This is a genomic window from Acidovorax sp. LjRoot204 (assembly GCF_056175785.1).
On the sequence record NZ_JBGFFF010000059.1, the window covers coordinates 1 to 21693 of the forward strand.

Genomic DNA, 21693 nt, shown 5'->3' on the forward strand with positions numbered 1-21693 from the left:
CTGGTGTGGCCCCTGGTGTGGCCCCTGCAAGTCCCTGGGGCCGGTGCTGGAGAAGCTGGAGACGGAATACGCGGGCCGCTTCAAGCTCGCCAAGATCGACTCCGACCAGGAGCAGCAGCTGGCGGGCATGTTCGGTATCCGCAGCATTCCTACCTGCGTGCTGCTGATGAACGGTCAGCCTGTCGATGGTTTCATGGGCGCTTTGCCCGAAGGCCAGGTACGCGCCTTCCTCGACAAGCACGTCCCCACCGCTGAGGAGATGGTGGCCGAGGCCGAGGAAGAAGAGGCGCAGGAAGCTCTCGCCGAAGGTGATACCGGCACCGCATTGGAGAAGCTGCAGCATGCCGTCGTGACCGACCCTGCCAACGATGACGCGCGCTTTGACTACGTCAAGCTGCTGCTGCAGCTGGGGCGCGAGGACGATGCCAAGGTGGCTTTTGCGCCCGTGATTGCCAAGGCCGCCATGTCGCGCAAGCTGGGGGCACTCAAGACCTGGATAGATGCTCTTGATTTTGTAGCGTCTGGCGCATATGACGCTAGCGCTGAGGCCGGATTTGAGGCAAAAATTACCGCGAACAAGCGGGATTTCGACACCCGCTATGCCCGCGCCCGCTGGCTCATCACCCAGCAGCGCTGGACCGACGCCATGGACGAGCTGCTCGAAATCCTCATGCGCGACAAGGCGTGGAGCGAAGAGATCGCCCGCAAGACCTACGTCGCCATCCTCGAACTGATCGAGGCACCCAAGCCCAAGGTCGCCGAGGGCCAGATCCCGCCCGAAGACCCGGTGGTGGCCACCTACCGCCGGCGGTTGTCGAGTGTGGTGCTGAGCTGAGGGCTCAAGAGGTTGCAGTGGTGAACGGCGCGACGCAGGCGCTCTCCATCCAATTGCCACCCTGGCGCAATGGGGCACGTCTAGGCTGTCTACGCCGCGGGCTCTATAGCGGCGTTTTGGTGTGGATACTGGGGGTGACTGGTTGCGTGACGCGTCCCCCTGCTCCAGACGCCGTGGTTACGGGGGTGGCGCTTTCGCGAGAGCGTGTCATGCTGCCGCCCGAGGCTGTTTTTGAGGCCACTTTGCTGGATGTGACCCAGCCAGACCAGCCGCCCGTCGTTTTGGGGCGGCAGCGCCGCCAACCTGCAGGTCAGCCCCCTTACGCGCTGTGGATTCCCTACCCCTCTGCGCGGTTTGTGCCCAAGGGGCGTTATGAGGTGCGAACCACCGTCACCTTGGAGGGGCGATTGCTTCTGGCCAGCGACAGGCGCTACCCCGTGCCGCAGGACGCGGCGTACCGCCATGTTGATGTTCAAATGCAGCGGCTGCTGCCGCTGGCTGCCACTGTGGAGGCGTCCGTGCCCCTGCTGCTGACCCATTGGCGGCTCGTCGAAATGGCTGGGGAGGCCCTATCCCGCCCTGCCGATGGTGTGTCGGTGCCCCATCTGGTTTTCCAGGCAGATGAGCCGCGGGTGGCAGGCTCGGGCGGCTGCAACCGCTTTCTCGCCGACTATGAGTTGCAACCTCAGAGCGGACACCTACGCATGGGGCAGCTCGTGTCCAACATCAGCTTGTGCCTGCAAAGCAGTGGGCTAGAGACCCAGTATTTTGAGGCGCTGCTGGCGGTGCGGGGCTTTCGCCAGGTCGGCACGCAGCTCCTGCTACGGGGGGCCGAAGGCGAGCAATTGCTGCGTTTTGAAGCCGTCGAAACGCTGCCGGGCTAGGCTTCAAAGGGGCTTTTGGCGGGTGCCACTCCCACAGCAGATTTATGCCGATGTCAGTCGCTCCAGGGCCTCACGGTACTTCGCCGCCGTCTTTTCAATCACCGCCTGGGGCAGGCGGGGCGATGGAGGGGTCTTGTCCCAGGGCTTGCCGTTGACCTGGGCCTGCTCCAGCCAGTCACGCACAAACTGCTTGTCGTAGCTGGGGGGGTTCTCGCCCTTGGCCAGGGCTTCAGCGTAGCCCTCCACTGGCCAGTAGCGGGAGCTGTCGGGGGTGAGTACTTCGTCCATCAGCACCAGCGTGCCGTCAGGGGCCAGGCCAAACTCGAATTTCGTGTCGGCAATGATCATGCCCTTGGTGAGCGCGATGTCGGCCGCGGCCTTGTAGATGGCAATGCTCAGATCGCGGATGCGGGTGGCCAGGTCCAGGCCAATCATCTCCACCGTGCGCTCGAAGGTGATGTTCTCRTCGTGCTCGCCCATGGCGGCCTTGGCGGCGGGCGTGTAGATGGGTTCGGGCAGCTTGGCGGCGTTGGTCAGGCCTTCGGGCAGGGGCACGCCGCAGACCGAGCGCGATTCCTGGTATTCCTTCCAGCCGCTGCCAGCCAGGTAGCCGCGCACCACGGCTTCGACCGGGATGGGCTTGAGGCGCTGGACCAGCATCGAGCGGCCACGGATTTGAGGGGCTTCCTCGGGGCTCACCACGCTCTCGGGTGCGTCGCCTGTGAGGTGATTGGGGCAGATGTGGCCGAGCTTGTCGAACCAGAACAGGGCCATTTGGGTGAGCAGCTCGCCCTTGCCGGGGATAGGCTCGCCCATGATGACGTCGAAGGCCGACAGGCGGTCGCTGGCCACCATCAGGATGCGGTCGTCGCCCACGGCGTAGTTGTCACGCACCTTGCCGCGTGCCAGCAGGGGCAGCGAAGTCAGGGCCGAAGTGTGCAGGGCGGTGGAGCTGGGCTGGGTCATGGTGTCGGTGTGGGCGGTGGGTGTCCGCTGCGGGCAGTCCGAAGAACGTAGGGGAAAGGGGCGCGCGGCAGGGGAGGCCTGGGCGCAACCGGTGGATTTTACGCGCCGCTCTGAAGGGCGGCGGATTCCGCGGGGAATGCGCCGAGAAGGGTGTGTTCCGGGCAGGCATGCGGCACACTGGGCGGCCCTGAACCTGCCTGGGCCCCTGCGGCCGTCTGCTGTGTCTTCTTCTACGCCTGAGCTTTCCCCCCGCCGCGAACTGTGGCTGCTGCTGACGCTGGCAGGCATCCAGTTCACCCACATCCTGGATTTCATGATCATGATGCCGCTGGGCCCGCAGCTCACGCAGCTGTTTGCGATCACCGACGCGCAGTTTGGTTTGCTGGTGTCTGCCTACACGCTGTCGGCGGGGGCGTCAGGCCTGCTGGCTTCGACTTACATCGATCGCTTCGGTCGCAAGCGGCTTCTGCTGGTGCTCTATGGCCTGTTTGGGCTGGCGACGCTGGCCTGTGGCCTCGCGCCCACGTACGGCACGCTGATGGTGGCACGCATTCTCGCGGGGACTTTTGGCGGCGTGCTGTCGGCCTTGTCGCAGACCATCGTGGCGGACGTGGTGCCCTTTGAGCGGCGCGGGCGTGCCATGGGCATCGTGATGACGTCGTTTTCCGTGTCCACGGTGGCTGGCGTGCCCCTGGGGCTGATCCTCGCGCAGTACGGGGGCTGGAACCTGCCGTTCATTGGCATTGCCGCCATGGTGGGAGTGCTGGCCGTGCAGGCGGCCCGCACGCTACCGACCATGGCGGGCCATGTCCAGGCTGCCAACGGGCGGTCTGTGCTGAGCGGTATCACCCAGGTGYTGGCGGATGGCAACCACCGGTGGGCATTTCTGTTCTCGGCGTTGCTGATGTTTACAGGTTTTACGGTGATTCCCTACATCACCATTTACATGCAGACCAATGCGGGTGTGCGCGCCGATCAGGTTCCGCTGGTGTACCTGTGCGGCGGGGTGGTGACCTTGTTCACGGCACGCCTGTTCGGGCGCATGACAGACCGGCATGGCAAGGTGCCCACCTTCCGGTGGCTGGCCCTCGCAGGCCTTCCCTGCATCCTGGGTATCACGCTGGTGCAGGGGTTGCCGCTGTGGGGTGTGTTGATGGTGTCCACGCTGATGTTCACCTTTGTCAGTGGCCGCATGATTCCCGGCATGGCCATCATTGCCTCTGCGGCGCACGCGCCTTTGCGGGGGACCTTCATGACGCTGAACGCCTCCGTGCAATCGGCGGCGATGGGTGTTGCGTCTTTTGTGGGAGGGGTGCTGATCAGCCGCGATGCGCAGGGGCTGGTACAGAACTACTGGGTGGCTGCGCTGGTGGGCATCGGCGCCAGCCTGCTGTCGATGCTGGTGGTGGGGCGCCTCACGCTGCATGGCGCGGTGCCGTCGGCACGGTGACAAGGGAGGGGTTTGCGCTGCACTTTGGCCAGCCCCTTCAATCCGTCCATTGTGCGCGCTTTTCGGGTGCTTGGCACCTTGCCGGGCATAACCCAGCGGCCTGCGGCGGTATGGGATTGCATTTCAGGGAGGGCAGGGGCATAGTGAACCCACGACGTCAACAACAGATGCATCCAAGTTCGCCGAGCCGCTCCTCTGATCCAGGACGGCGTTTTTCCACCGAGAGCCACAGGAGACTTATTTATGAACTTGACGATCAGCGGTCACCACCTCGAAGTTACTCCCGCCTTGCGCAACTACGTCACCACCAAGCTGGACCGGATCACCCGCCATTTTGACCAAGTTGTCGATGTCAAGGTACTGCTGACGGTAGAGAAGCAAAAGGAAAAGGAAAAGAGACAGCGAGCGGAATGCAACATCCACGTGAAGGGCAGCGACCTGTTTGCCGAAAGCTCCCACGCCGACCTGTATGCGGCTGTGGACGAACTGGTCGACAAGATGGACCGTCAGGTGGTCCGCCACAAGGACCGTTTGCAAGATCACCACCACGAAGCCGCCAAGCGCGAACTGCACGCTTGATGCGCCAGCCCTGAGCCTGGCACAGCAGCCGCCCCCCTCGGGCGGTTTTTTTGTTGCCTGACGCGCCGCGCTCAGGGTTTTCGCCAATATGTGCATAATTGTTACCCTTGACCATGAACCGACTCGCCTCCATCCTGCCCTCCGCTCAAGTGCTTGTGAGCGTGGACGCCACCAGCAAGAAGCGTGCTTTTGAAGAAGCGGGTCTGCTGTTCGAGAGCCAGCACGGCCTCTCCCGGGCGCTGATCACCGACAGTCTGTTTGCACGCGAACGCCTGGGCTCCACCGGTCTCGGTCATGGCGTGGCCATTCCCCATGGGCGCATCAAAGGCCTCAAGGCCCCGATGGCGGCCGTGTTTCAGTTGCTCAATCCCATTGGGTTCGATGCGCCGGACGAGTTGCCGGTGGGTCTGCTGATCTTTTTGCTGGTGCCCGAGGCGGCCACGCAAAAACACCTGGAAATCCTCTCCGAGATTGCCGAGTTGCTCAGCGACTCTGCATTGCGCGAAAAGCTCAAGGCCTGCGCTGATGCCGCCGAACTGCACGGCATGATCGCGGGCTGGCAATCCACCCAAACGGCCTGAGTGCTTTCCCCGCCGCCTGCGCTGATCACCCTGACTGACCTGCCGTGAAGCCCAATGTTGTCAGCGCCGATGTTCTTTTCGAGGAATTTCGCGGCCCCCTGAAGTGGGAGTGGGTGGCAGGTCTCGGAGCCTCCGAGCGCCGTTTTGACGAAGTGGCTGTGCGCTCCGCGCGTTCCGGCGCTGACTTGGTCGGCTATCTCAACTACATCCATCCGTACCGGGTCCAGATCCTCGGCGAGCGCGAGATTGCGTACCTGAGCAACGCCTCCCCTGACGATTGCAAGCGTCGCATCGCCCGTATCGTGACGCTGGAACCCCCCGTGCTGGTGCTGGCCGACAACCAGACCGCACCCGACGCGCTGGTGTCGATGTGCGAGCGCGCGCAGATTCCGATGTTTTCCACGCACGAGTCGTCGGCGTTTGTCATCGACGTGCTGCGCGCCTACCTGTCCAAGCACTTCGCTGACCGCACCACCATGCATGGTGTGTTCATGGATATTCTGGGCCTGGGCGTGATGATCACCGGCGAGTCGGGCCTGGGCAAGAGCGAGCTGGGCCTGGAGCTGATCTCGCGCGGCAACGGCCTGGTGGCCGACGATGCCGTGGACCTGTTCCGCATCAACCAGACGACCATCGAGGGCAAGTGCCCCGAGCTGCTGCAAAACCTGCTGGAAGTGCGCGGCATTGGCTTGCTCGATATCCGCGCCATCTTTGGCGAGACGGCGGTGCGCCGCAAGATGCGCCTCAAGCTCATCGTGCACCTGGTGCGCAAGGAGACGCTGGAGCGTGACTACGAGCGTCTGCCCTACGAGCCGCTCACGCAGGACGTGTTGGGCGTGCCGGTGCTCAAGGTCGTGATCCAGGTGGTCGCCGGCCGCAACATCGCCGTGCTGGTCGAGGCCGCCGTGCGCAACACCATCCTGCAACTGCGCGGCATCGACACCTACCAAGAGTTTGTCGAACGCCATCGCCGCGCCATGGAGCGCGATACGGGCGGCTAGCGGCGCTCAGGCCACCGAAACTGGCGCGGCCCATACCAGGGCTCCCGCGCAAGGGCCGCCGCGCCGCGCCGGGAGCGTCTCCCTTGGGGGGGAGACGCCGAAGGTGGCTCAGGGGGGAGTCATTTCTTAGCGCAGTCGGCGCACTGCCCGTACAGCGCCATGGTGTGGTCCTGCACCAGCCAGCCCTTGGCCTTGGCCACCGCATGCTGCCGTTTTTCGATCTCGGGGTCGTAAAACTCTTCCACCTTGCCACACGAAGTGCAGATGAAGTGGTCGTGGTGTTGCCCTTCGTTGAGCTCGTACACCGCCTTGCCGCTCTCGAAATTGCTGCGGATCAGGATGCCAGCCTGCTCGAACTGTGTGAGCACCCGGTACACGGTGGCCAGGCCGATGTCCGAGCGCTCTTCCAGCAGCACGCGGAACACGTCTTCGGCCGTCATATGGCGCTGCGCGCCCTTCTGGAAAATCTCCAGAATCTTCAGTCGGGGCAGTGTGGCCTTGAGTCCCGTGCTTTTGAGTTCGTCGATATTGGTCATGGCTGGCTCTTTCGGGGGCGGGCAACCGGCTCAGGGTCTGGAGGGGCTGCCGCTACAATGGGACGATCATATCCTTTGGCCTTTTACCCATGCCCGTCCAAGCCCGTTACAGCGCCCGTCTGGGCCTGGTTGTGTTGATCGGTGCCAGCATGGCCGCCCTGACCGGTTGCGGCAGTCTGGATGGCGCCAGCAGCCGCATCGCCAACATCGTCAAGCCCTACCGGGTGGACGTGGTGCAGGGCAATTTCGTGTCCCGCGAGCAGGTTGAAGCCCTGCAGCCCGGCATGAGCCGCCAGCAAGTGCGCGAGATTCTCGGGACGCCGCTGGTCACCAGCCTGTTCCATGCGGACCGCTGGGAGTACGTGTTCACGCTCAAACGCCCTGGCGAAGAGATTCAGACCCGCAAGCTGACCGTGTTCTTCAAGGGCGATGCCCTGGAGCGCTCCGAAGGCGATGAAATGCCGACCGAGACCGAGTTCGTCGCCACGCTGGGTGCGCGCGACGGTGCCAAGGGCAAGGTGCCGGCGTTGGAAGCCACGCCGGAGCAACTGGCCAAGTACCCGGTCAAGGAGCGCCCCGCGCCAGCAGCGGCCACACCGCCGGCATTGCCTGCCGCCACCAGTTACCCGCCGCTTGAAGCGCCCGCGCGCTGAACCTTGCGGCCCTGGCAGTGAGCCCGGTGCGCTGGCTGCCCTATCAATGAACAGGACCTTTTCATGACCGCGACTTCTTCGCCTGCGGCTCCCGCGGCATCCCCCCTCCGTGTAGCCGTCGCCGGGGCTTCGGGCCGCATGGGCCGCATGCTGATCGAGGCCATCCGCGCCAGCGACGACTGCGTGCTGGCCGGTGCACTGGATGTGGCCGCCAGCCCGGCCATCGGCTCGGACGCCACTGCCTTTCTGGGCTATGCCAGCGGTGTGGCCATCACGGCCGACGTGGCGGCCGGCCTGAAGAACGCCGAGGTGCTCATTGACTTCACCCGCCCCGAGGGCACGCTGGCCCACCTGGCCGTGTGCAGCCAGCTGGGCGTGAAGGCCGTCATCGGCACCACCGGTTTCACCGATGCACAAAAGGCCGAACTCGACGCCTACGCACAGCGCACCGCCATCATGTTCTCGCCCAACATGAGCGTGGGTGTGAACGTCACGCTCAAGCTGCTGCAAATGGCCGCCAAGGCCATGGCCACGGGGTACGACATCGAAATCATCGAAGCCCACCACCGCCACAAGGTCGATGCACCCTCGGGCACCGCGCTCAAGATGGGCGAGGTGATTGCCGAGGCCCTGGGCCGCGACCTCAAGGACTGCGCCGTGTACGCCCGCGAAGGCGTGACGGGCGAGCGCGACCCCTCCAGCATCGGCTTTGCTGCCATCCGTGGTGGCGACATCGTGGGCGACCACACCGTGCTGTTTGCGGGCATCGGCGAGCGCATCGAGGTCACGCACAAGTCCTCCAGCCGCGCCACGTACGCGCAGGGCGCCTTGCGCGCTGTGCGCTTCCTGGCGGCCCACAAGACTGGCATGTTCGACATGTTCGACGTGCTGGGCTTGCACTGATCCGCCGACTCCCATGGACGCGCTCCACTGGTGGCGCCAGGGCGATGCCGTGACGCAAAGCGCGGCACTGGTCTTGCTGGCCATGTCGGTGGCAAGCTGGGTGGTCATTGTGTGGAAGCTGCGGCTCATGCGCCGCGCCAGTGCCGACGTGGCCCGCTGCACGGCCGCGTTCTGGCAGGCGCCCTCGCTGGCCCTCGCGCAGCAACGTTTGCTGTCTTTTGACCGGGATGCGCTAGTGCTTCCTTTGGTGGTTGCTGCAAAYTTGATAGCGAATCACGACAGCATGGCCCAGCCCACGCTGGCCACGGCAGGCAGCCTGTCGCAGCGGCTCACGCGGGTGCTGCGCGATGCCCTGCACGATGTGCTGGGACGCCTGCAGTTTGGTCAGGTGCTGCTGGCCACGGTGGGTTCCACGGCGCCCTTCGTAGGGTTGCTGGGCACGGTTTGGGGCATCTACCATGCGCTCACGGCCATGGCAGGCGCGGGGCAGATCACCATTGACCGCGTCTCCGGTCCCGTGGGCGAGGCCCTGGTCATGACGGCGGCCGGGCTGGCCGTGGCGATCCCTGCCGTGCTGGCTTACAACGTGTTTGGCCGCCTGCTCGGGCGCATTGAGGCGGACCTGGAAGGGTTTGCGCGCGATCTGCGAGAGCTGGTCATCGACACCTCTGCCCCCGCCGATCCTCGGCCCTGAGCTCCAGAAAGCTTGACCGCGCCATGGCCTTCGGAAGACTCGAACGCACCACCGGGCCGCAGCCCATGAGCGACATCAACATGACGCCGCTGGTGGACGTGATGCTGGTGCTGGTGGTGATCTTCATCCTCACGGCGCCGCTGCTGGCCAGCTCCATCCGGCTGGACCTGCCGCGCACCGATGGCGCCACGCCCGGCACGGCCCCGCAATTCGTCGCCCTGGTGGTCGATGCCTCGGGCCAAGCGTTTCTGGATGACCAACCCCTCTCTCAGGCCGCTCTGGCCGAGCGCCTGCGCCGCATTGGTGCCGAGCGCCCGGACACCGAGGTGCAACTGCGCGCCGACGCTGCCGTGCCCTATGGCCGCGTGGTCGAAGTCATGGGCGCGGCCCACCTGGCTGGGCTGCAGCGCATCGGATTTGTGGCCGAACCTGCGGCGAATCCTGTGTCGCCTGCGTCTCCAGCCCCGTCCCGCTGACCCACCCCGGCTGCTGGCACGCCGGTGCCAGTCCCTGACCGCCTAAAATCCCTGCAGCGCGGCCCTGCGGCTGCACTCTTCTCTCACCCCCGAGCTCCCATGCAAGACAAATACTCTCCCCAAGACGTCGAACGCGCGGCGCACGACCACTGGACCGCCACCGACGCCTACCGCGTGACGGAAGACACGAGCAAGAAGAAGTTCTACGCCTGYTCCATGCTGCCSTACCCCAGCGGCAAGCTGCACATGGGCCACGTGCGCAACTACACCATCAACGACATGCTCACGCGCTAYCTGCGCATGATTGGCTACAACGTGTTGATGCCCATGGGCTGGGACGCCTTCGGCCTGCCRGCCGARAACGCGGCGCTSAAGAACGGCGTGCCRCCGGCCAAGTGGACSTACGARAACATCGMSTACATGAAAAAGCAGATSCAGGCCATGGGCCTGGCSATCGACTGGAGCCGCGAGRTSGCCACCTGCGAYCCCRRSTACTACAAGTGGAACCAGTGGCTGTTYYTSAAGATGCTSGAAAAGGGCATTGCCTACCGCAAGACSCAGGTSGTSAACTGGGACCCGGTSGACCAGACCGTGCTGGCCAACGAGCAGGTGATCGACGGCAAGGGCTGGCGAACCGGTGCCACGGTCGAGAAGCGYGAGATCCCKGGCTACTACCTCAAGATCACCGACTACGCTGAAGAGCTGCTGGGTTTTGTGACGGGCGACAAGCTGCCCGGCTGGCCCGAGCGCGTGAAGCTGATGCAGGAGAACTGGATCGGCAAGAGCGAGGGCGTGCGCTTTGCGTTCGCGCACGACATCGCGGGCGACGACGGTGCGCCGATCGGCGACGGCAAGATGTACGTGTTCACCACGCGCGCCGACACCATCATGGGCGTGACCTTCTGCGCCGTGGCGCCCGAGCACCCGCTGGCCGCACATGCCGCCAAAACCAACCCTGCGCTCCAAGCCTTCATCGAAGAGTGCAAGAGCGGCGGCACCACCGAGGCCGAGCTGGCCACGCAAGAGAAAAAGGGCGTGCCCACGGGCCTGTTCGTCACGCACCCGCTCACCGACGAAAAGGTCGAGGTCTGGGTCGGCAACTACGTGCTGATGGGCTATGGCGACGGCGCCGTGATGGGCGTGCCTGCCCATGATGAGCGCGACTTCGCGTTCGCCCTCAAGTACGGCATCGAGATCAAGCAGGTTGTGCTGGTCGATGGCGAGCACTTTGACTACCACCGGTGGAACGACTGGTATGGCGACAAGCAGCGCGGCGTCACCATCAACTCCGACAGCTTCAGCGGCCTGTCGTACAAGGAAGCCGTGAACGCCGTGGCCCATGCGCTGGAGCAAAAGGGCCTGGGCGAGAAGAAGACCACCTGGCGCCTGCGCGACTGGGGCGTGAGCCGCCAGCGCTACTGGGGCACGCCGATCCCGATCATCCACTGCGACGAGCACGGTGCCGTGCCCGTGCCCGAAAAAGACCTGCCCGTGGTGCTGCCGCAAGACTGCATCCCCGACGGCTCGGGCAACCCGCTGCACAAGCACGAAGGCTTCCACGCGGGCGTGACCTGCCCCGTGTGTGGCAAGGCTGCCCGCCGCGAGACGGACACCATGGACACGTTCGTGGACAGCTCGTGGTACTTCATGCGCTATTGCGACCCCAAGAATGCGGACGCCATGGTGGCCGGTGGTGCCGACTACTGGATGCCGATGGACCAGTACATCGGTGGTATCGAACACGCCATCCTGCACCTGCTGTACGCCCGCTTCTGGACCAAGGTCATGCGCGACCTGGGCCTGGTCAAGGTCGATGAGCCCTTCACCAAGCTGCTCACACAAGGCATGGTGCTCAACCACATCTACAGCCGCCGCACCGCCAAGGGCGGCAAGGACTACTTCTGGCCGCACGACGTGGAGCATGTGCTCGATGAAGGCGGCAAGATCATCGGTGCCAAGCTCAAGAACGAAGCCACCAGCGGCGACGGCACGTTGCCCGTGGGCACACCCATCGACTACGAGGGCGTGGGCACCATGTCCAAGTCCAAGAACAACGGCGTGGACCCGCAGGACCTGATCGAGAAGTACGGCGCCGACACGGCCCGCCTGTACACCATGTTCACCGCGCCGCCCGAAGCCACGCTGGAGTGGAACGACGCTGCGGTGGAAGGCAGCTACCGSTTCCTGCGCCGSGTGTGGAACTTCGGTCTCAAGCTCTCGGCCATCGACCGCGACGCCGCCATGGCCAGCGTCGCGGGCGCCAGCAGCCTGCAGGACGTACAGTTTGGCAAGGAGGCCAAGGCCCTGCGCCTGGAGATTCACAACGTGCTCAAGCAGGTGGACTACGACTACCAGCGCATGCAGTACAACACCGTGGTCTCCGGCGCGATGAAGATGATCAACGCGCTCGAAGATTTCAAGGCCATGGACTCGGCCGGTGCCCAGGTGGCGCTGATCGAAGGCTTTGGCATCCTGCTGCGCTGCCTGTACCCCGCCACGCCCCACATCGCCCACAGCCTGTGGACGGGCCTGGGCTACGCTGGTGCGCTGGGCGACCTGCTCGATGCGCCCTGGCCGCAGGTGGATGCCGGCGCCCTGGTGCAGGACGAGATCGAACTCATGCTTCAGGTCAACGGCAAGCTGCGCGGATCCATCCATGTGCCCGCCCAGGCCGACAAGGCCGAGATCGAGCGCATTGCGCTGGCCAGCGAGGCCTTTGTGGCCCAGGCCGCAGGCGCTCATCCGAAGCGCGTGATCGTGGTGCCAGGTCGTCTGGTGAACGTGGTGGTCTGACCCCATGAACAAACGCACACTGCTCAGCCTGGCCCCGGTGGCCCTGTTGTCTGCCTGCGGATTCCGGCTGCGTGGCGTGCCGGAGTTCGGATTTGGCTCGCTCTACATCGCGGCCCCTGCCAGCTCGCCGCTGGCGCGTGAGCTGCAGCGCACACTCGACGGATCGGGCAGCCAGCTCAAGTTGCTGCGCGACCCGGCCAGCATGCCAACGGCAGAGGCCATCTTCGATCTGCTGCAGGAGCAGCAGGAGCGTGTGGTGGTGGGCCTCAATGCGTCGGGACAGGTGCGCGAGCTGCAACTGCGCTTGCGTATCAAGTTCCGCCTGCGCACGCCCACCGGCGTGGAGCTGATCCCGGACACAGAGCTGCTTCAGCAGCGCGACATCAGCTACAACGAAACGATTGCGCTGGCCAAGGAGGCCGAAGAGGCGCTGCTCTACCGCGACATGCGGACCGACCTGGTGCAGCAGCTCATGCGCCGGCTCGCAGCAGCCAAGCGCTAAGAGCAGCTCACAGAACTCCCCTGGCGTTGTTGTCTCGGCTAGTCGTACTGGTCGTACTGCCTGCGGCGAAACGCCTGGCCATGGCCGCTTTGCTGAGTTTTGTGAGCTGCTCTAAGAATGTGCGCGCTCACGCGCTCAGCGTCGGCCCCTGGCCGTGCGAGGGCACGCGCATCAGCGTGCTCTTGCCAAACAGCGACTCCACCAGGTCCACCGCCAGCACGGCCGTGCGGTTGCGCACATCCAGCGCGGGGTTGAGCTCCACAATGTCCAGCGAGGCCAAACGCCCGCTGTCGGCAATCATCTCCATGCACAACTGCGCCTCGCGGTAAGTGGGGCCACCAGGCACCGTGGTGCCCACCCCGGGGGCAATGTCGGGGTCCAGAAAGTCCACATCAAAGCTCACATGCAGGTGGGTGTGCGCATCCAGACCGGCCAGCGCCTGCTGCATGGTCTGGCGCATGCCCACCTCGTCGATGTAGCGCATGTCGAACACTTCCAGGCCCTGCTCATGCACAAAGCGCTTTTCGCCTGCGTCCACACTGCGGATGCCGATCTGCCGGATCTGCGACGGGTGCAGAGCCGGGCCACCGCCCGGCATGCGGGCCAGCCCGGTCAGCGCCTCGGGGCCAAACCCGCACAGGCAGGCCACGGGCATGCCATGCACATTGCCGCTGGGGGTCAGTGCACTGGTGTTGAAGTCGGCATGGGCATCGAGCCACAGCACCCGCAGTTTTTTGCCCACCTCCGCGCAATGGCGGGCCACGGCGCTGATGCTGCCCAGGCCCAGGCAGTGGTCGCCACCCAGCAGGATGGGCAGGTGGCCCAGCTGCAGTTCTGCATACACCGCGTCGAACACGCGCTGGTTCCATTCCACCACCTCGGGCAGGTGCCGGTAGCCGTCTACGGGCGGCTGCCAGGGGTTGGCGGGCCCGCTCAGGTTGCCCCGGTCAAACACCTGCAGCCCGTGGGACTCCAGCGCCGCCTGCAGGCCGGCCACACGCAAGGCCTCGGGCCCCATGGAGGCGCCGCGCGCGCCGGCGCCGATGTCGGTGGGGGCGCCGATCAGGCTGGTGGGCTGGGCGCTGCGCAGGGCGGTGGGGGGCATGGCGGTCTGACTTTCTGGGGTATGGTAGTGAGCGGGAAGGGCGCGGGCGCCCGGGGGAATTCTCAGGGCTTTGGGCGCCAATGAACAGCGCCGTAGCTGATCGGTTCGTGACCTCTCTTGTGCACTGTGAGGGCATACGCTGGCAATTTGCGCAATGCCGGGCCTGCCTAGGCGATAAACTTTGCCGCATGYAAGTCGCCCTGGCCCAACTCTCTCAGCATCTTCAACGGGGCCTGTCGCCGCTTTACGTCCTGCATGGCGACGAGCCCTTGCTCCAGCAAGAGGCGGCCGACGCCATCCGCGCCACCGCCCGCACCCAGGGCTACACCGAGCGCAGCAGCTACACCGTGGCCGGTGCCCATTTCGACTGGAGTGCGGTGCTGGCGGCAGGCGGGTCACTCAGCCTGTTTGCCGACAAGCAGATCGTCGAGATCCGCATTCCCTCGGGCAAGCCCGGCAAGGACGGCAGCGTGGCGCTGCAGCAGATCGCCGAATCGGCCCGGGGTAACGACAGCACCCTCACCATGGTCATGCTGCCGCGCCTCGATAAAGCCACCAAAACCGGTGCCTGGTTTGCCGCGCTGGAGGGTAACGGCACGTCGATTCAGATCGACCCCATCGAGCGCGGCCAACTGCCGCAGTGGATCGCAGCACGCCTGGCCGCGCAGGGCCAGCGTGTGGTCGCGGGGGAGGAAGGCCAGCGCACCCTGCAGTTTTTTGCCGACCGCGTGGAAGGCAACCTGCTGGCCGCGCACCAGGAGATCCAGAAGCTGGCTTTGTTGCACCCCGCCGGAGAGCTGACGCAAGCCCAGGTCGAAGCCGCTGTGCTCAACGTGGCCCGCTATGACGTGTTCAAGCTGTCCGAATCGGTGCTGGCCGGGCAGACGGCCCGCGTGCAGCGCATGCTCGACGGCCTGCAGGCCGAGGGTGAGGCCGAGGTGCTGGTGCACTGGGCGCTGGCCGAAGACATCCGCGCCCTCAAGCGCGTGAAAGACGCGATGAACGCCGGCCGCCCCTTGCCCATGGCGCTGCGCGAGAACCGCATCTGGGGCCCCAAGGAGCGGCTGTTCGAGCGCATCCTGCCCAAGGCCAGCGATGCGGCCCTGGCGCGCCTGCTGCAGTCGGCCCACACGGTGGATGGCATCGTCAAAGGCCTCAAGCAGCCCGACTGGCCGCAAGACGGCTGGCAGGCCCTGCAGCGCCTGGCCTTTCAGCTGTGCCGCCTGACCAGCGCGGCACGGTGATGGCGGCCGCTGCTGCCTCCCCGCCTTTGCGCCTGCCCAACGACGACGCCACCAACGGCTGGTCCGCCATCCTGCCCCCGCGCACGCCGCGCCCTGCGCTGTTGGGCGATATGCAGGCCGATTGGCTGGTGCTGGGCGCGGGCTTTGCGGGCCTGGCCGCCGCGCGCCGCCTGGCCGAGTTGCGCCCGCACGCCCACATCGTGGTGGTGGATGCAGGCACCGTGGGCAACAACGCATCGGGCCGCAACTCGGGCTTTGCTATTGATGTGCCGCACAACATCGGCAGCTCGCTCGAAGAACTGCGACAGGCCGCGCACTACCAGGCGTTGCTGACGGCGGGCATGAACGACCTGGAGCTGCTGGTGGCGCAGCACCGCATCGACTGCCAGTGGCGCCGCGCAGGCAAGTACCACTGCGCCGTGTCGCCCGCTGCCGAGCGCACGCTGCAGCACCATGTGCAGGAGCTGCGCGCCCTGGGGGCGCCGCATGAATTGCTGGACCGCAACGCCCTGGCCGCGCGCCTGGGCACCCGCTACTTTGCCGCCGGGCTCTACACGCCGGGCACCGTGCTGCTCAACCCCGCCGCGCTGTGCCGGGGCCTGGCCGATGCGCTGCCCGCCAACGTCACCCTGTACGAGCAAACGCCGGTGCAGCGGCTGGACCTGTCAGGCAGCAAGGTGGTGGCRCAAACCCCGCAGGGCTGTGTGCGTGCGCCGCAACTGTTGCTGGCGGCCAATGGGTTTGCGCAGCAGCTGGGGCTGTTTGGCAGCGCCTGGGGTGCGGAGACGTTTCCGCTGGTCACCTTTGGCTCGCTCACAGCCCCGCTCACGCCCGAGCAACGCAGCCGCCTGGGCGCGCCCGAGGGCTGGGGCGTGACGCCCGCCAGCGCCGTCACGGGGGCCACGCTGCGCTACACGGACGACCACCGCATTCTGGTGCGCCAGGGCTTTGAATATGCGCCGCAGTTCCGCGTCAGGCCTGCGGTGCGCGAGCGCGTGCGGCGCGAGCATGCGGCCGTGTTTGCGGCGCGTTTTCCGCAGCTGGGTGATGTGGCGTTGGAGCATTTCTGGGAAGGCTCGATTGCCATCACCCGCAATGGCGCACCGCGCTGGGGGCGGCTGGCCCCGCAGGTGCATGGCGTGGCGGGGTGCAATGGGGCGGGGGTGGTGAAGTTCACTGCGCTGGGGGCTTTGGYAGCGGATTTGGCGCTGGGGCAGGACCATCCGTTGTTGGCGCATGCCTTGGCTTTGGGTGGGCCGACGCGCATGCCGCCGCAGCCGTTCATGGGGCTGGGGGTGCGGGCGTATATTGCGCGGGAGAAGTGGTTGGGGCGGGCGGAGGTTTGATTATTTTTGGCTTCTAGTGCCTGTGAGATAAGCACTGAAAGCTATTAAATTAGGAGTGGTTGTCGGGGCTTGCTCGCTGATTTGGTGGCATGCCTGTGCGCACGGCGGGAGCCGGGTTGTCGCCCCGGCGGGCGAGGTACTTTTCTTTGCTTCGCCAAAGAAAAGTACCCAAAAGAAAGGCGACCCCACTGTCTGCGTCCCTGCGCTTCGCTTCGGGYAACCTGCGGTGCTCGCGTCCAGCGGGGTCTCGCTCAAACTCGCTGCGCTCAGACAGTCGCGAGCCCTGACCCGCTGGCCGCTGCGCTCCTCGGCGCATACAGAGGGGATGGGAAACGAACAGCCACTCGGGCCGTCGCGTTGCTCGGCCCCGGAGTGGTCAGCCAGCGTTCAATGTGCCCTGTGCTTTTTCAGCCCACATCGTCAAGTTCGCCACCAGATCCTTTTGGCTGAACGAGCAGCTTTCTTCCGAAAACAGCGCGCTCGATTCCAGTCGGTCCAGCAGGTTCAGCAGCACTTCGCTGTAGCGCGGGGGCAGGGCGGCGAGTAGGGTGGTTTGCTGGCGGGCCAGGGTGCTGAGGGTGGCGGCGGTGTGGTCGCCGCTTTCAAAGGCTTGCAGGGCCTGGATGAAGGTGGTGAGCTGGGTGTGGGCGGTGTCGGTCATGGCGTAGCCGGGCGGGGCCAGGATGGGTGATACACCCGAGGGTAAAGCAGCCATGGGCCCGCGCCCACCGGGCCGATACCAAGTGCGGCAAAATCGCAGGATGAACGCCCTCAACGTCGCTGAATACACGTACTCTCTCGGTCTCCAGGCAAAAACGGCCTCTGCGCTGATGGCCAAAGCGCCAGCAGCTATCAAAAACAAAGCGCTCAAAGCGCTGGCCCGGTTGCTGCGCGAAAACGTGGCTGCGCTGCAGGTCGACAATGCCAAAGACCTGGAGCGCGCCGTGRCCAATGGGCTGGCGGGCCCGATGGTGGACCGGCTCAAGCTCACCCCCAAGGTGCTGGAGACTTGTGCCGAGGGCTGCGAGCAGCTKGCCGSCATGSCCGACRTSATYGGCGAGATCMTCGGCATGAAGCAGCAGCCCAGCGGCATCCGCGTGGGSCAGATGCGCGTGCCGATYGGGGTSTTCGGCATGATYTACGAGAGCCGYCCCAACGTCACCATCGAGGCGGCCAGCCTCAGCATCAAGAGCGGCAACGCCGGCATCCTGCGCGGCGGCTCGGAGGCSATYGAKTCGAACAAGGCGCTGGCCAAGCTGGTACAGCAGGCGCTGGCCGAGGCCGGCCTGCCACAGGACGCGGTGCAACTGGTGCAGACCACCGACCGCGAGGCCGTGGGTCAGCTCATTGCCATGCCGCAGTTTGTGGACGTGATCATCCCGCGCGGCGGCAAGGGGTTGATCGAGCGCATCAGCCGCGATGCCAAGGTGCCCGTGATCAAGCACTTGGACGGTAACTGCCACACCTATGTGGACGACCCCTGCGACATCGCGATGGCCGTCAAGGTGGCCGACAACGCCAAGACCAACAAGTACAGTCCCTGCAACGCGAGCGAAGGTCTGTTGGTGGCACGCGGCGTGGCGGCAGAGTTTTTGCCGAAGATCGGCGCGGTGTATGCCGCCAAGGGCGTGGAGATGCGCGGTTGCCCCGAGTCGCTGGCCATCCTGCAGTCGGTGCCAGGTGCCCACCTGGTGCCCGCCACCGAGCAGGACTGGAGCGAGGAATACCTGGCCCCGATCATCAGCGTGAAGATCGTGGCGGGGGTGGATGAAGCCATCGCCCACATCAACCGCTATTCCAGCCACCACACCGATGCCATCCTGACGCGCGACCACATGCACGCCCAGCAGTTCCTGCGCGAGGTGGATTCGGCCAGCGTGATGGTGAACGCGAGCACGCGGTTTGCCGACGGTTTCGAGTACGGCCTGGGCGCCGAAATCGGCATCAGCACCGACAAGTTCCATGCGCGGGGCCCGGTGGGCATCGAAGGCCTCACTTCGCTCAAGTACGTGGTGCTGGGCGAAGGTGAGGTGCGGGCCTGATGTGCTCCTGAAACGATAGCTGCTGGCGCATGTTCGACTAGCGCTTGCGGCTTATTTCATATGAAAATCATCATCCTCGGCGCCGGCCGCGTGGGCCAGAGCGTGGCAGACAGCCTGGTGTCCGAGCGCAACGACATCACCGTCATCGACACCGACGCCGCGCGCCTGCGCGACCTGGAGTCGCGGTTTGATCTGCGCGGGGTGGTGGGCAACGGCATCGAGCCTGCCGTGCTGGCCGAGGCGGGGGCCGAGGACACCGACCTGCTGATCGCCTGCGCCGCGCAGGACGAGACCAACCTGGTGTGCTGCAAGATCGCGCAGCTGCTGTTCAACATCCCCAAGCGCATTGCGCGGGTGCGGACCACAGGCTTCGAGGCCCATGAGCGGCTGGTGGGCCCCGAGGGGTTTGCGGTGGACCGCATCATCTGCCCCGAAGAATCGCTGACCCGCTACATCGGCAAGCTCATCGAGTACCCCGAGGCCATGCAGGTGCGCGAATTTGCCGGAGGCCGCGCATGCCTGGTGTCGGTGCGGGCGCGTGCGGGGGCTCCGATGGTGGGGCACTCCATCGGCGCGCTGCGCGAGAGTGCGCCGGAGCTGGCGATGCGCATGGTGGCCATCTACCGGCGCTTCCCCGACGAGCCTGACCGATTCATCGCCTGCGACGGCCGCACGCGCGTCGAGCCGGGGGACGAGGTGTTCGTGCTGGCCGCGCACGAGCACATCGCCAACGTGCTGGCCGCTCTGCACCGCCCGGCATCCCAGCAGCTCCAGCCTGTGCGCCGCATCATGATTGCGGGCGGCGGCCGGCTGGGTCTGCGGCTGGCGCGGCAGCTCAGCCAGGCGGGCGGGCGTTTTCACATCAAGATCATCGAGGACCACGCGGACCGCTGCGTGGAGCTGGCGTCGGCCCTGCCGCCTGAGGTGCTGGTGCTGCAGGGCGACACCACCGACGAAGACCTGCTGGGTGACGAAGGCATCGAGGAGGTGGACCTGTTCCTCGCGCTCACCGACGACGACGAGGACAACATCATGTCCTGCCTGCTGGCCAAGCGCATGGGCGCGAGCCGGGTGCTGGCCCTCATCAACCGGCGCAGCTATGCCGATCTGATGCACGGCACGCAGATCGACATCGCGCTGTCGCCCGCGCAGGCCATGCTGGGCGAGCTGCTGGCCTATGTGCGCCAGGGCGACGTACAGGCCGTGCACAGCCTGCGACGTGGTGTGGCCGAGGCGCTGGAGATCGTGGCGCGCGGCGACCGCAAAAGCTCGCGCGTGGTCGGCCGCAAGGTCAGTGACCTGCAACTGCCGCGCGATGTGCACATCGGCCTGATCGTGCGCGGTCTGCCTGACGCGTCGGAAACCACGGGTGCACCCGCTGCCGATCTGCGCGAGCCCGAGGTCATCATCCCGCGCAGCGCCACGGTGATCGAGAGCAATGACCACGTGGTGTTCTTCCTGCCCAACAAGCGGCTGGTGCGCGATGTGGAAAAGCTCTTCCGCGTGAGCGCGACTTTTTTCTGACCTGGCACCGAGCTGCGCGAGACCCCCATGACGGACATGTTTCCCGTTCTGCGCGTGCTGGGCATTCTGGTGATGATCTTCTCGCTGTCCATGGGCCTGCCGCTGGTAGTCTCGCTGTGGACGCGCGACGGCGTCTGGTTTGTGTACCCGCTGTCCATGGGCGCCACGATGCTGGCCGGCGCGTGGCTGTGGTGGCGGCTGCGGTTGTTCCGGCAGGAGCTGCAGCCGCGCCACGGCGTGATGCTGGTCTCTCTGGTGTGGATGCTGTTGCCCCTGTCGGCCGCGCTGCCGCTGATGCTGGCCGGGCACTACACCGGACACCCGCTGTCGTTCACGCACGCCTACTTCGAGGCGGTGTCGGGGCTGACGACCACGGGCTCCACCGTGCTGGCGGGCCTGGATGCGTTGCCGGTGTCGGTGAATGTGTGGCGCACCTTTTTGCAGTGGATGGGTGGCATGGGCATCCTGATTTTGGCCGTGGCCGTGCTGCCGCTGCTGGGCGTGGGGGGCAGCCAGCTGTTCAAGGCCGAGGCGGCCGGGCCGCTGAAGGACACCAAGCTGACGCCACGCATGACCGGTACAGCCAAGGGGCTCTGGGGGGTGTATGCGCTGTTCTCCGTGCTGTGTGGCCTGGCCTACTGGGCCGGGGGCATGGCCCCGCTGGATGCGTTGATGCACATGTTCACCACCGTGAGCCTGGGGGGGCTGTCGTCGCACGACCTGAGCTTTGGCTACTTCCAGTCCCCGTTGCTGGAGGCGATCTGCATCTTCTTCATGCTCGTGGCCAGCTGCAATTTTGCGTTGTACTTCGTCGCCATTCGCAAGGGCCAGTGGGGCGGCTTCTGGCGCGACCCGGAGCTGCGGGCCACGCTGGTGACGTTGATTGGCGGCGGCCTGCTGGTGGCGCTGCTGCTGTGGGCCAAGGGCGTGTACGCGCCGCTGGACGCGCTGCGCCATGGCATGTTCAACCTGGTGTCGCTGGCCACCACCACTGGCTTTGCCACGGTGGACTACCTGGCCTGGCCCGTGTTTGCGCCGGTGTTCATGCTGCTGCTGTCGGGCGTGGCCACCAGTGCCGGATCGACGGGCGGTGGCATCAAGATGGTGCGCATGCTCATTCTGGTCAAGCAGGCGCGCCGCGAGATGAACCGCCTGGTGCACCCGCGCGCGGTGCAGCCGGTGCAGCTGGGCGATGCCGTGGTGGACAACCGGGTGATCTTCTCGGTGCTGGCCTTCATGCTGGTCTATGGTGGCACGGTCTTTGGGCTGAGCATGGTCATGTTGCTGACAGACCTGGACCCGGTGACGGCGTTTTCGGTGGTGCTGGCCAGCGTCAACTGTGCGGGCCCAGGCCTGGGCAGCGTGGGGCCCGCGTCCAACTATGCGGTGCTCACCGATTTCCAGATCTGGGTATGCACCCTGGCCATGCTGCTGGGGCGGCTGGAGATTCTGAGCTTCATGGCCTTGCTCACCCCGGCGTTCTGGCGCCGGTAAGGGGGCAGGGCCGTGGCTGCGCCGGGGGTGACTTGCGAAAACCTGGCCTGACCCCACATCCTACAATTCACCGCAATCGCTTCCC

Annotated in this window: 21 protein-coding genes; 17 read left to right on the top strand and 4 right to left on the bottom strand. The window is 65.7% G+C overall.

Annotated features, from left to right (window positions below):
- A partial coding sequence (locus AC04MI_RS12335) for a tetratricopeptide repeat protein (RefSeq protein ID WP_476497881.1) occupies positions 1-835 on the top strand: 835 nt, incomplete at its 5' end.
- Positions 836-855: 20 nt separating this feature from the next.
- Positions 856-1719, top strand: coding sequence for a YbaY family lipoprotein (locus tag AC04MI_RS12340; RefSeq protein ID WP_436076851.1), 864 nt, complete (start codon positions 856-858; stop codon positions 1717-1719).
- 42 nt (positions 1720-1761) lie between these two features.
- Here the strand turns inward: AC04MI_RS12340 and AC04MI_RS12345 are convergent, their stop codons facing one another.
- Positions 1762-2685 carry a phosphoribosylaminoimidazolesuccinocarboxamide synthase gene (locus tag AC04MI_RS12345; protein ID WP_099731883.1) on the bottom strand — a complete coding sequence of 308 codons (924 nt, stop codon included), beginning with the start codon at positions 2683-2685 and terminating at the stop codon, positions 1762-1764.
- Positions 2686-2905: 220 nt separating this feature from the next.
- Between AC04MI_RS12345 and AC04MI_RS12350 the strand changes: the two genes are divergently transcribed.
- From AC04MI_RS12350 to hprK, 4 genes are all read left to right on the top strand, one after another.
- Positions 2906-4135, top strand: a complete 1230-nt coding sequence (locus tag AC04MI_RS12350) for an MFS transporter (RefSeq protein ID WP_436076852.1) — start codon at positions 2906-2908, stop codon at positions 4133-4135.
- Positions 4136-4378: 243 nt separating this feature from the next.
- Positions 4379-4714, top strand: coding sequence for a ribosome hibernation-promoting factor, HPF/YfiA family (gene hpf, locus AC04MI_RS12355; protein WP_015016131.1), 336 nt, complete (start codon positions 4379-4381; stop codon positions 4712-4714).
- Positions 4715-4827: 113 nt separating this feature from the next.
- Positions 4828-5295 (top strand): PTS sugar transporter subunit IIA, encoded by a 468-nt coding sequence (locus AC04MI_RS12360; protein WP_056068066.1) that lies wholly within the window; start codon positions 4828-4830, stop codon positions 5293-5295.
- A 44-nt stretch (positions 5296-5339) separates the two neighbouring features.
- Entirely contained in the window at positions 5340-6296 is a 957-nt protein-coding gene (gene hprK, locus AC04MI_RS12365; protein ID WP_056068067.1) for an HPr(Ser) kinase/phosphatase, read from the top strand.
- Positions 6297-6415: 119 nt separating this feature from the next.
- On the opposite strand, the gene fur is transcribed toward hprK, so the two are convergent.
- Entirely contained in the window at positions 6416-6832 is a 417-nt protein-coding gene (gene fur / locus AC04MI_RS12370) for a ferric iron uptake transcriptional regulator (protein ID WP_056068069.1), read from the bottom strand.
- Positions 6833-6921: 89 nt separating this feature from the next.
- On the opposite strand from fur, the gene AC04MI_RS12375 reads away from it, so the two are divergent.
- From AC04MI_RS12375 to AC04MI_RS12400, 6 genes are all read left to right on the top strand, one after another.
- A complete protein-coding gene (locus AC04MI_RS12375) occupies positions 6922-7485 on the top strand; it encodes an outer membrane protein assembly factor BamE (RefSeq protein WP_056068072.1) in 564 nt (187 codons plus the stop codon).
- 63 nt (positions 7486-7548) lie between these two features.
- Complete coding sequence (dapB, locus tag AC04MI_RS12380) at positions 7549-8388, top strand: 4-hydroxy-tetrahydrodipicolinate reductase (RefSeq protein ID WP_108498733.1); 840 nt, start codon at positions 7549-7551, stop codon at positions 8386-8388.
- A gap of 13 nt (positions 8389-8401) precedes the next feature.
- Positions 8402-9082 carry a MotA/TolQ/ExbB proton channel family protein gene (locus tag AC04MI_RS12385; RefSeq protein ID WP_436076853.1) on the top strand — a complete coding sequence of 227 codons (681 nt, stop codon included), beginning with the start codon at positions 8402-8404 and terminating at the stop codon, positions 9080-9082.
- A 23-nt stretch (positions 9083-9105) separates the two neighbouring features.
- Positions 9106-9558, top strand: coding sequence for an ExbD/TolR family protein (locus AC04MI_RS12390; protein ID WP_436076854.1), 453 nt, complete (start codon positions 9106-9108; stop codon positions 9556-9558).
- A 99-nt stretch (positions 9559-9657) separates the two neighbouring features.
- Positions 9658-12351 (top strand): leucine--tRNA ligase, encoded by a 2694-nt coding sequence (leuS, locus tag AC04MI_RS12395; RefSeq protein WP_476497882.1) that lies wholly within the window; start codon positions 9658-9660, stop codon positions 12349-12351.
- Between the two features lie 4 nt (positions 12352-12355).
- A complete protein-coding gene (locus tag AC04MI_RS12400; RefSeq protein WP_056068079.1) occupies positions 12356-12853 on the top strand; it encodes an LPS-assembly lipoprotein LptE in 498 nt (165 codons plus the stop codon).
- A 127-nt stretch (positions 12854-12980) separates the two neighbouring features.
- Here the strand turns inward: AC04MI_RS12400 and rocF are convergent, their stop codons facing one another.
- Positions 12981-13958 carry an arginase gene (gene rocF, locus AC04MI_RS12405; protein WP_056068081.1) on the bottom strand — a complete coding sequence of 326 codons (978 nt, stop codon included), beginning with the start codon at positions 13956-13958 and terminating at the stop codon, positions 12981-12983.
- A 188-nt stretch (positions 13959-14146) separates the two neighbouring features.
- On the opposite strand from rocF, the gene holA reads away from it, so the two are divergent.
- Positions 14147-15202 carry a DNA polymerase III subunit delta gene (gene holA / locus AC04MI_RS12410; protein WP_476497883.1) on the top strand — a complete coding sequence of 352 codons (1056 nt, stop codon included), beginning with the start codon at positions 14147-14149 and terminating at the stop codon, positions 15200-15202.
- Positions 15175-16548: an NAD(P)/FAD-dependent oxidoreductase gene (locus tag AC04MI_RS12415; protein WP_476497884.1), complete on the top strand. Its 1374-nt coding sequence runs from the start codon at positions 15175-15177 to the stop codon at positions 16546-16548. Before holA ends, AC04MI_RS12415 begins: the two co-directional genes overlap by 28 nt.
- A 376-nt stretch (positions 16549-16924) precedes the next feature.
- On the opposite strand, the gene AC04MI_RS12420 is transcribed toward AC04MI_RS12415, so the two are convergent.
- Positions 16925-17263, bottom strand: coding sequence for a hypothetical protein (locus tag AC04MI_RS12420; RefSeq protein ID WP_235511529.1), 339 nt, complete (start codon positions 17261-17263; stop codon positions 16925-16927).
- 46 nt (positions 17264-17309) lie between these two features.
- On the opposite strand from AC04MI_RS12420, the gene AC04MI_RS12425 reads away from it, so the two are divergent.
- From AC04MI_RS12425 to AC04MI_RS12435, 3 genes are read left to right on the top strand one after another with little or no spacing between them, the layout of a single operon-like run.
- Positions 17310-18590: a glutamate-5-semialdehyde dehydrogenase gene (locus AC04MI_RS12425; RefSeq protein WP_476497885.1), complete on the top strand. Its 1281-nt coding sequence runs from the start codon at positions 17310-17312 to the stop codon at positions 18588-18590.
- A 60-nt stretch (positions 18591-18650) separates the two neighbouring features.
- Positions 18651-20114 carry a Trk system potassium transporter TrkA gene (trkA, locus tag AC04MI_RS12430; RefSeq protein ID WP_192418992.1) on the top strand — a complete coding sequence of 488 codons (1464 nt, stop codon included), beginning with the start codon at positions 18651-18653 and terminating at the stop codon, positions 20112-20114.
- A 27-nt stretch (positions 20115-20141) separates the two neighbouring features.
- Positions 20142-21608, top strand: a complete 1467-nt coding sequence (locus tag AC04MI_RS12435; protein WP_121941250.1) for a TrkH family potassium uptake protein — start codon at positions 20142-20144, stop codon at positions 21606-21608.
- Positions 21609-21693 lie beyond the last annotated feature (85 nt).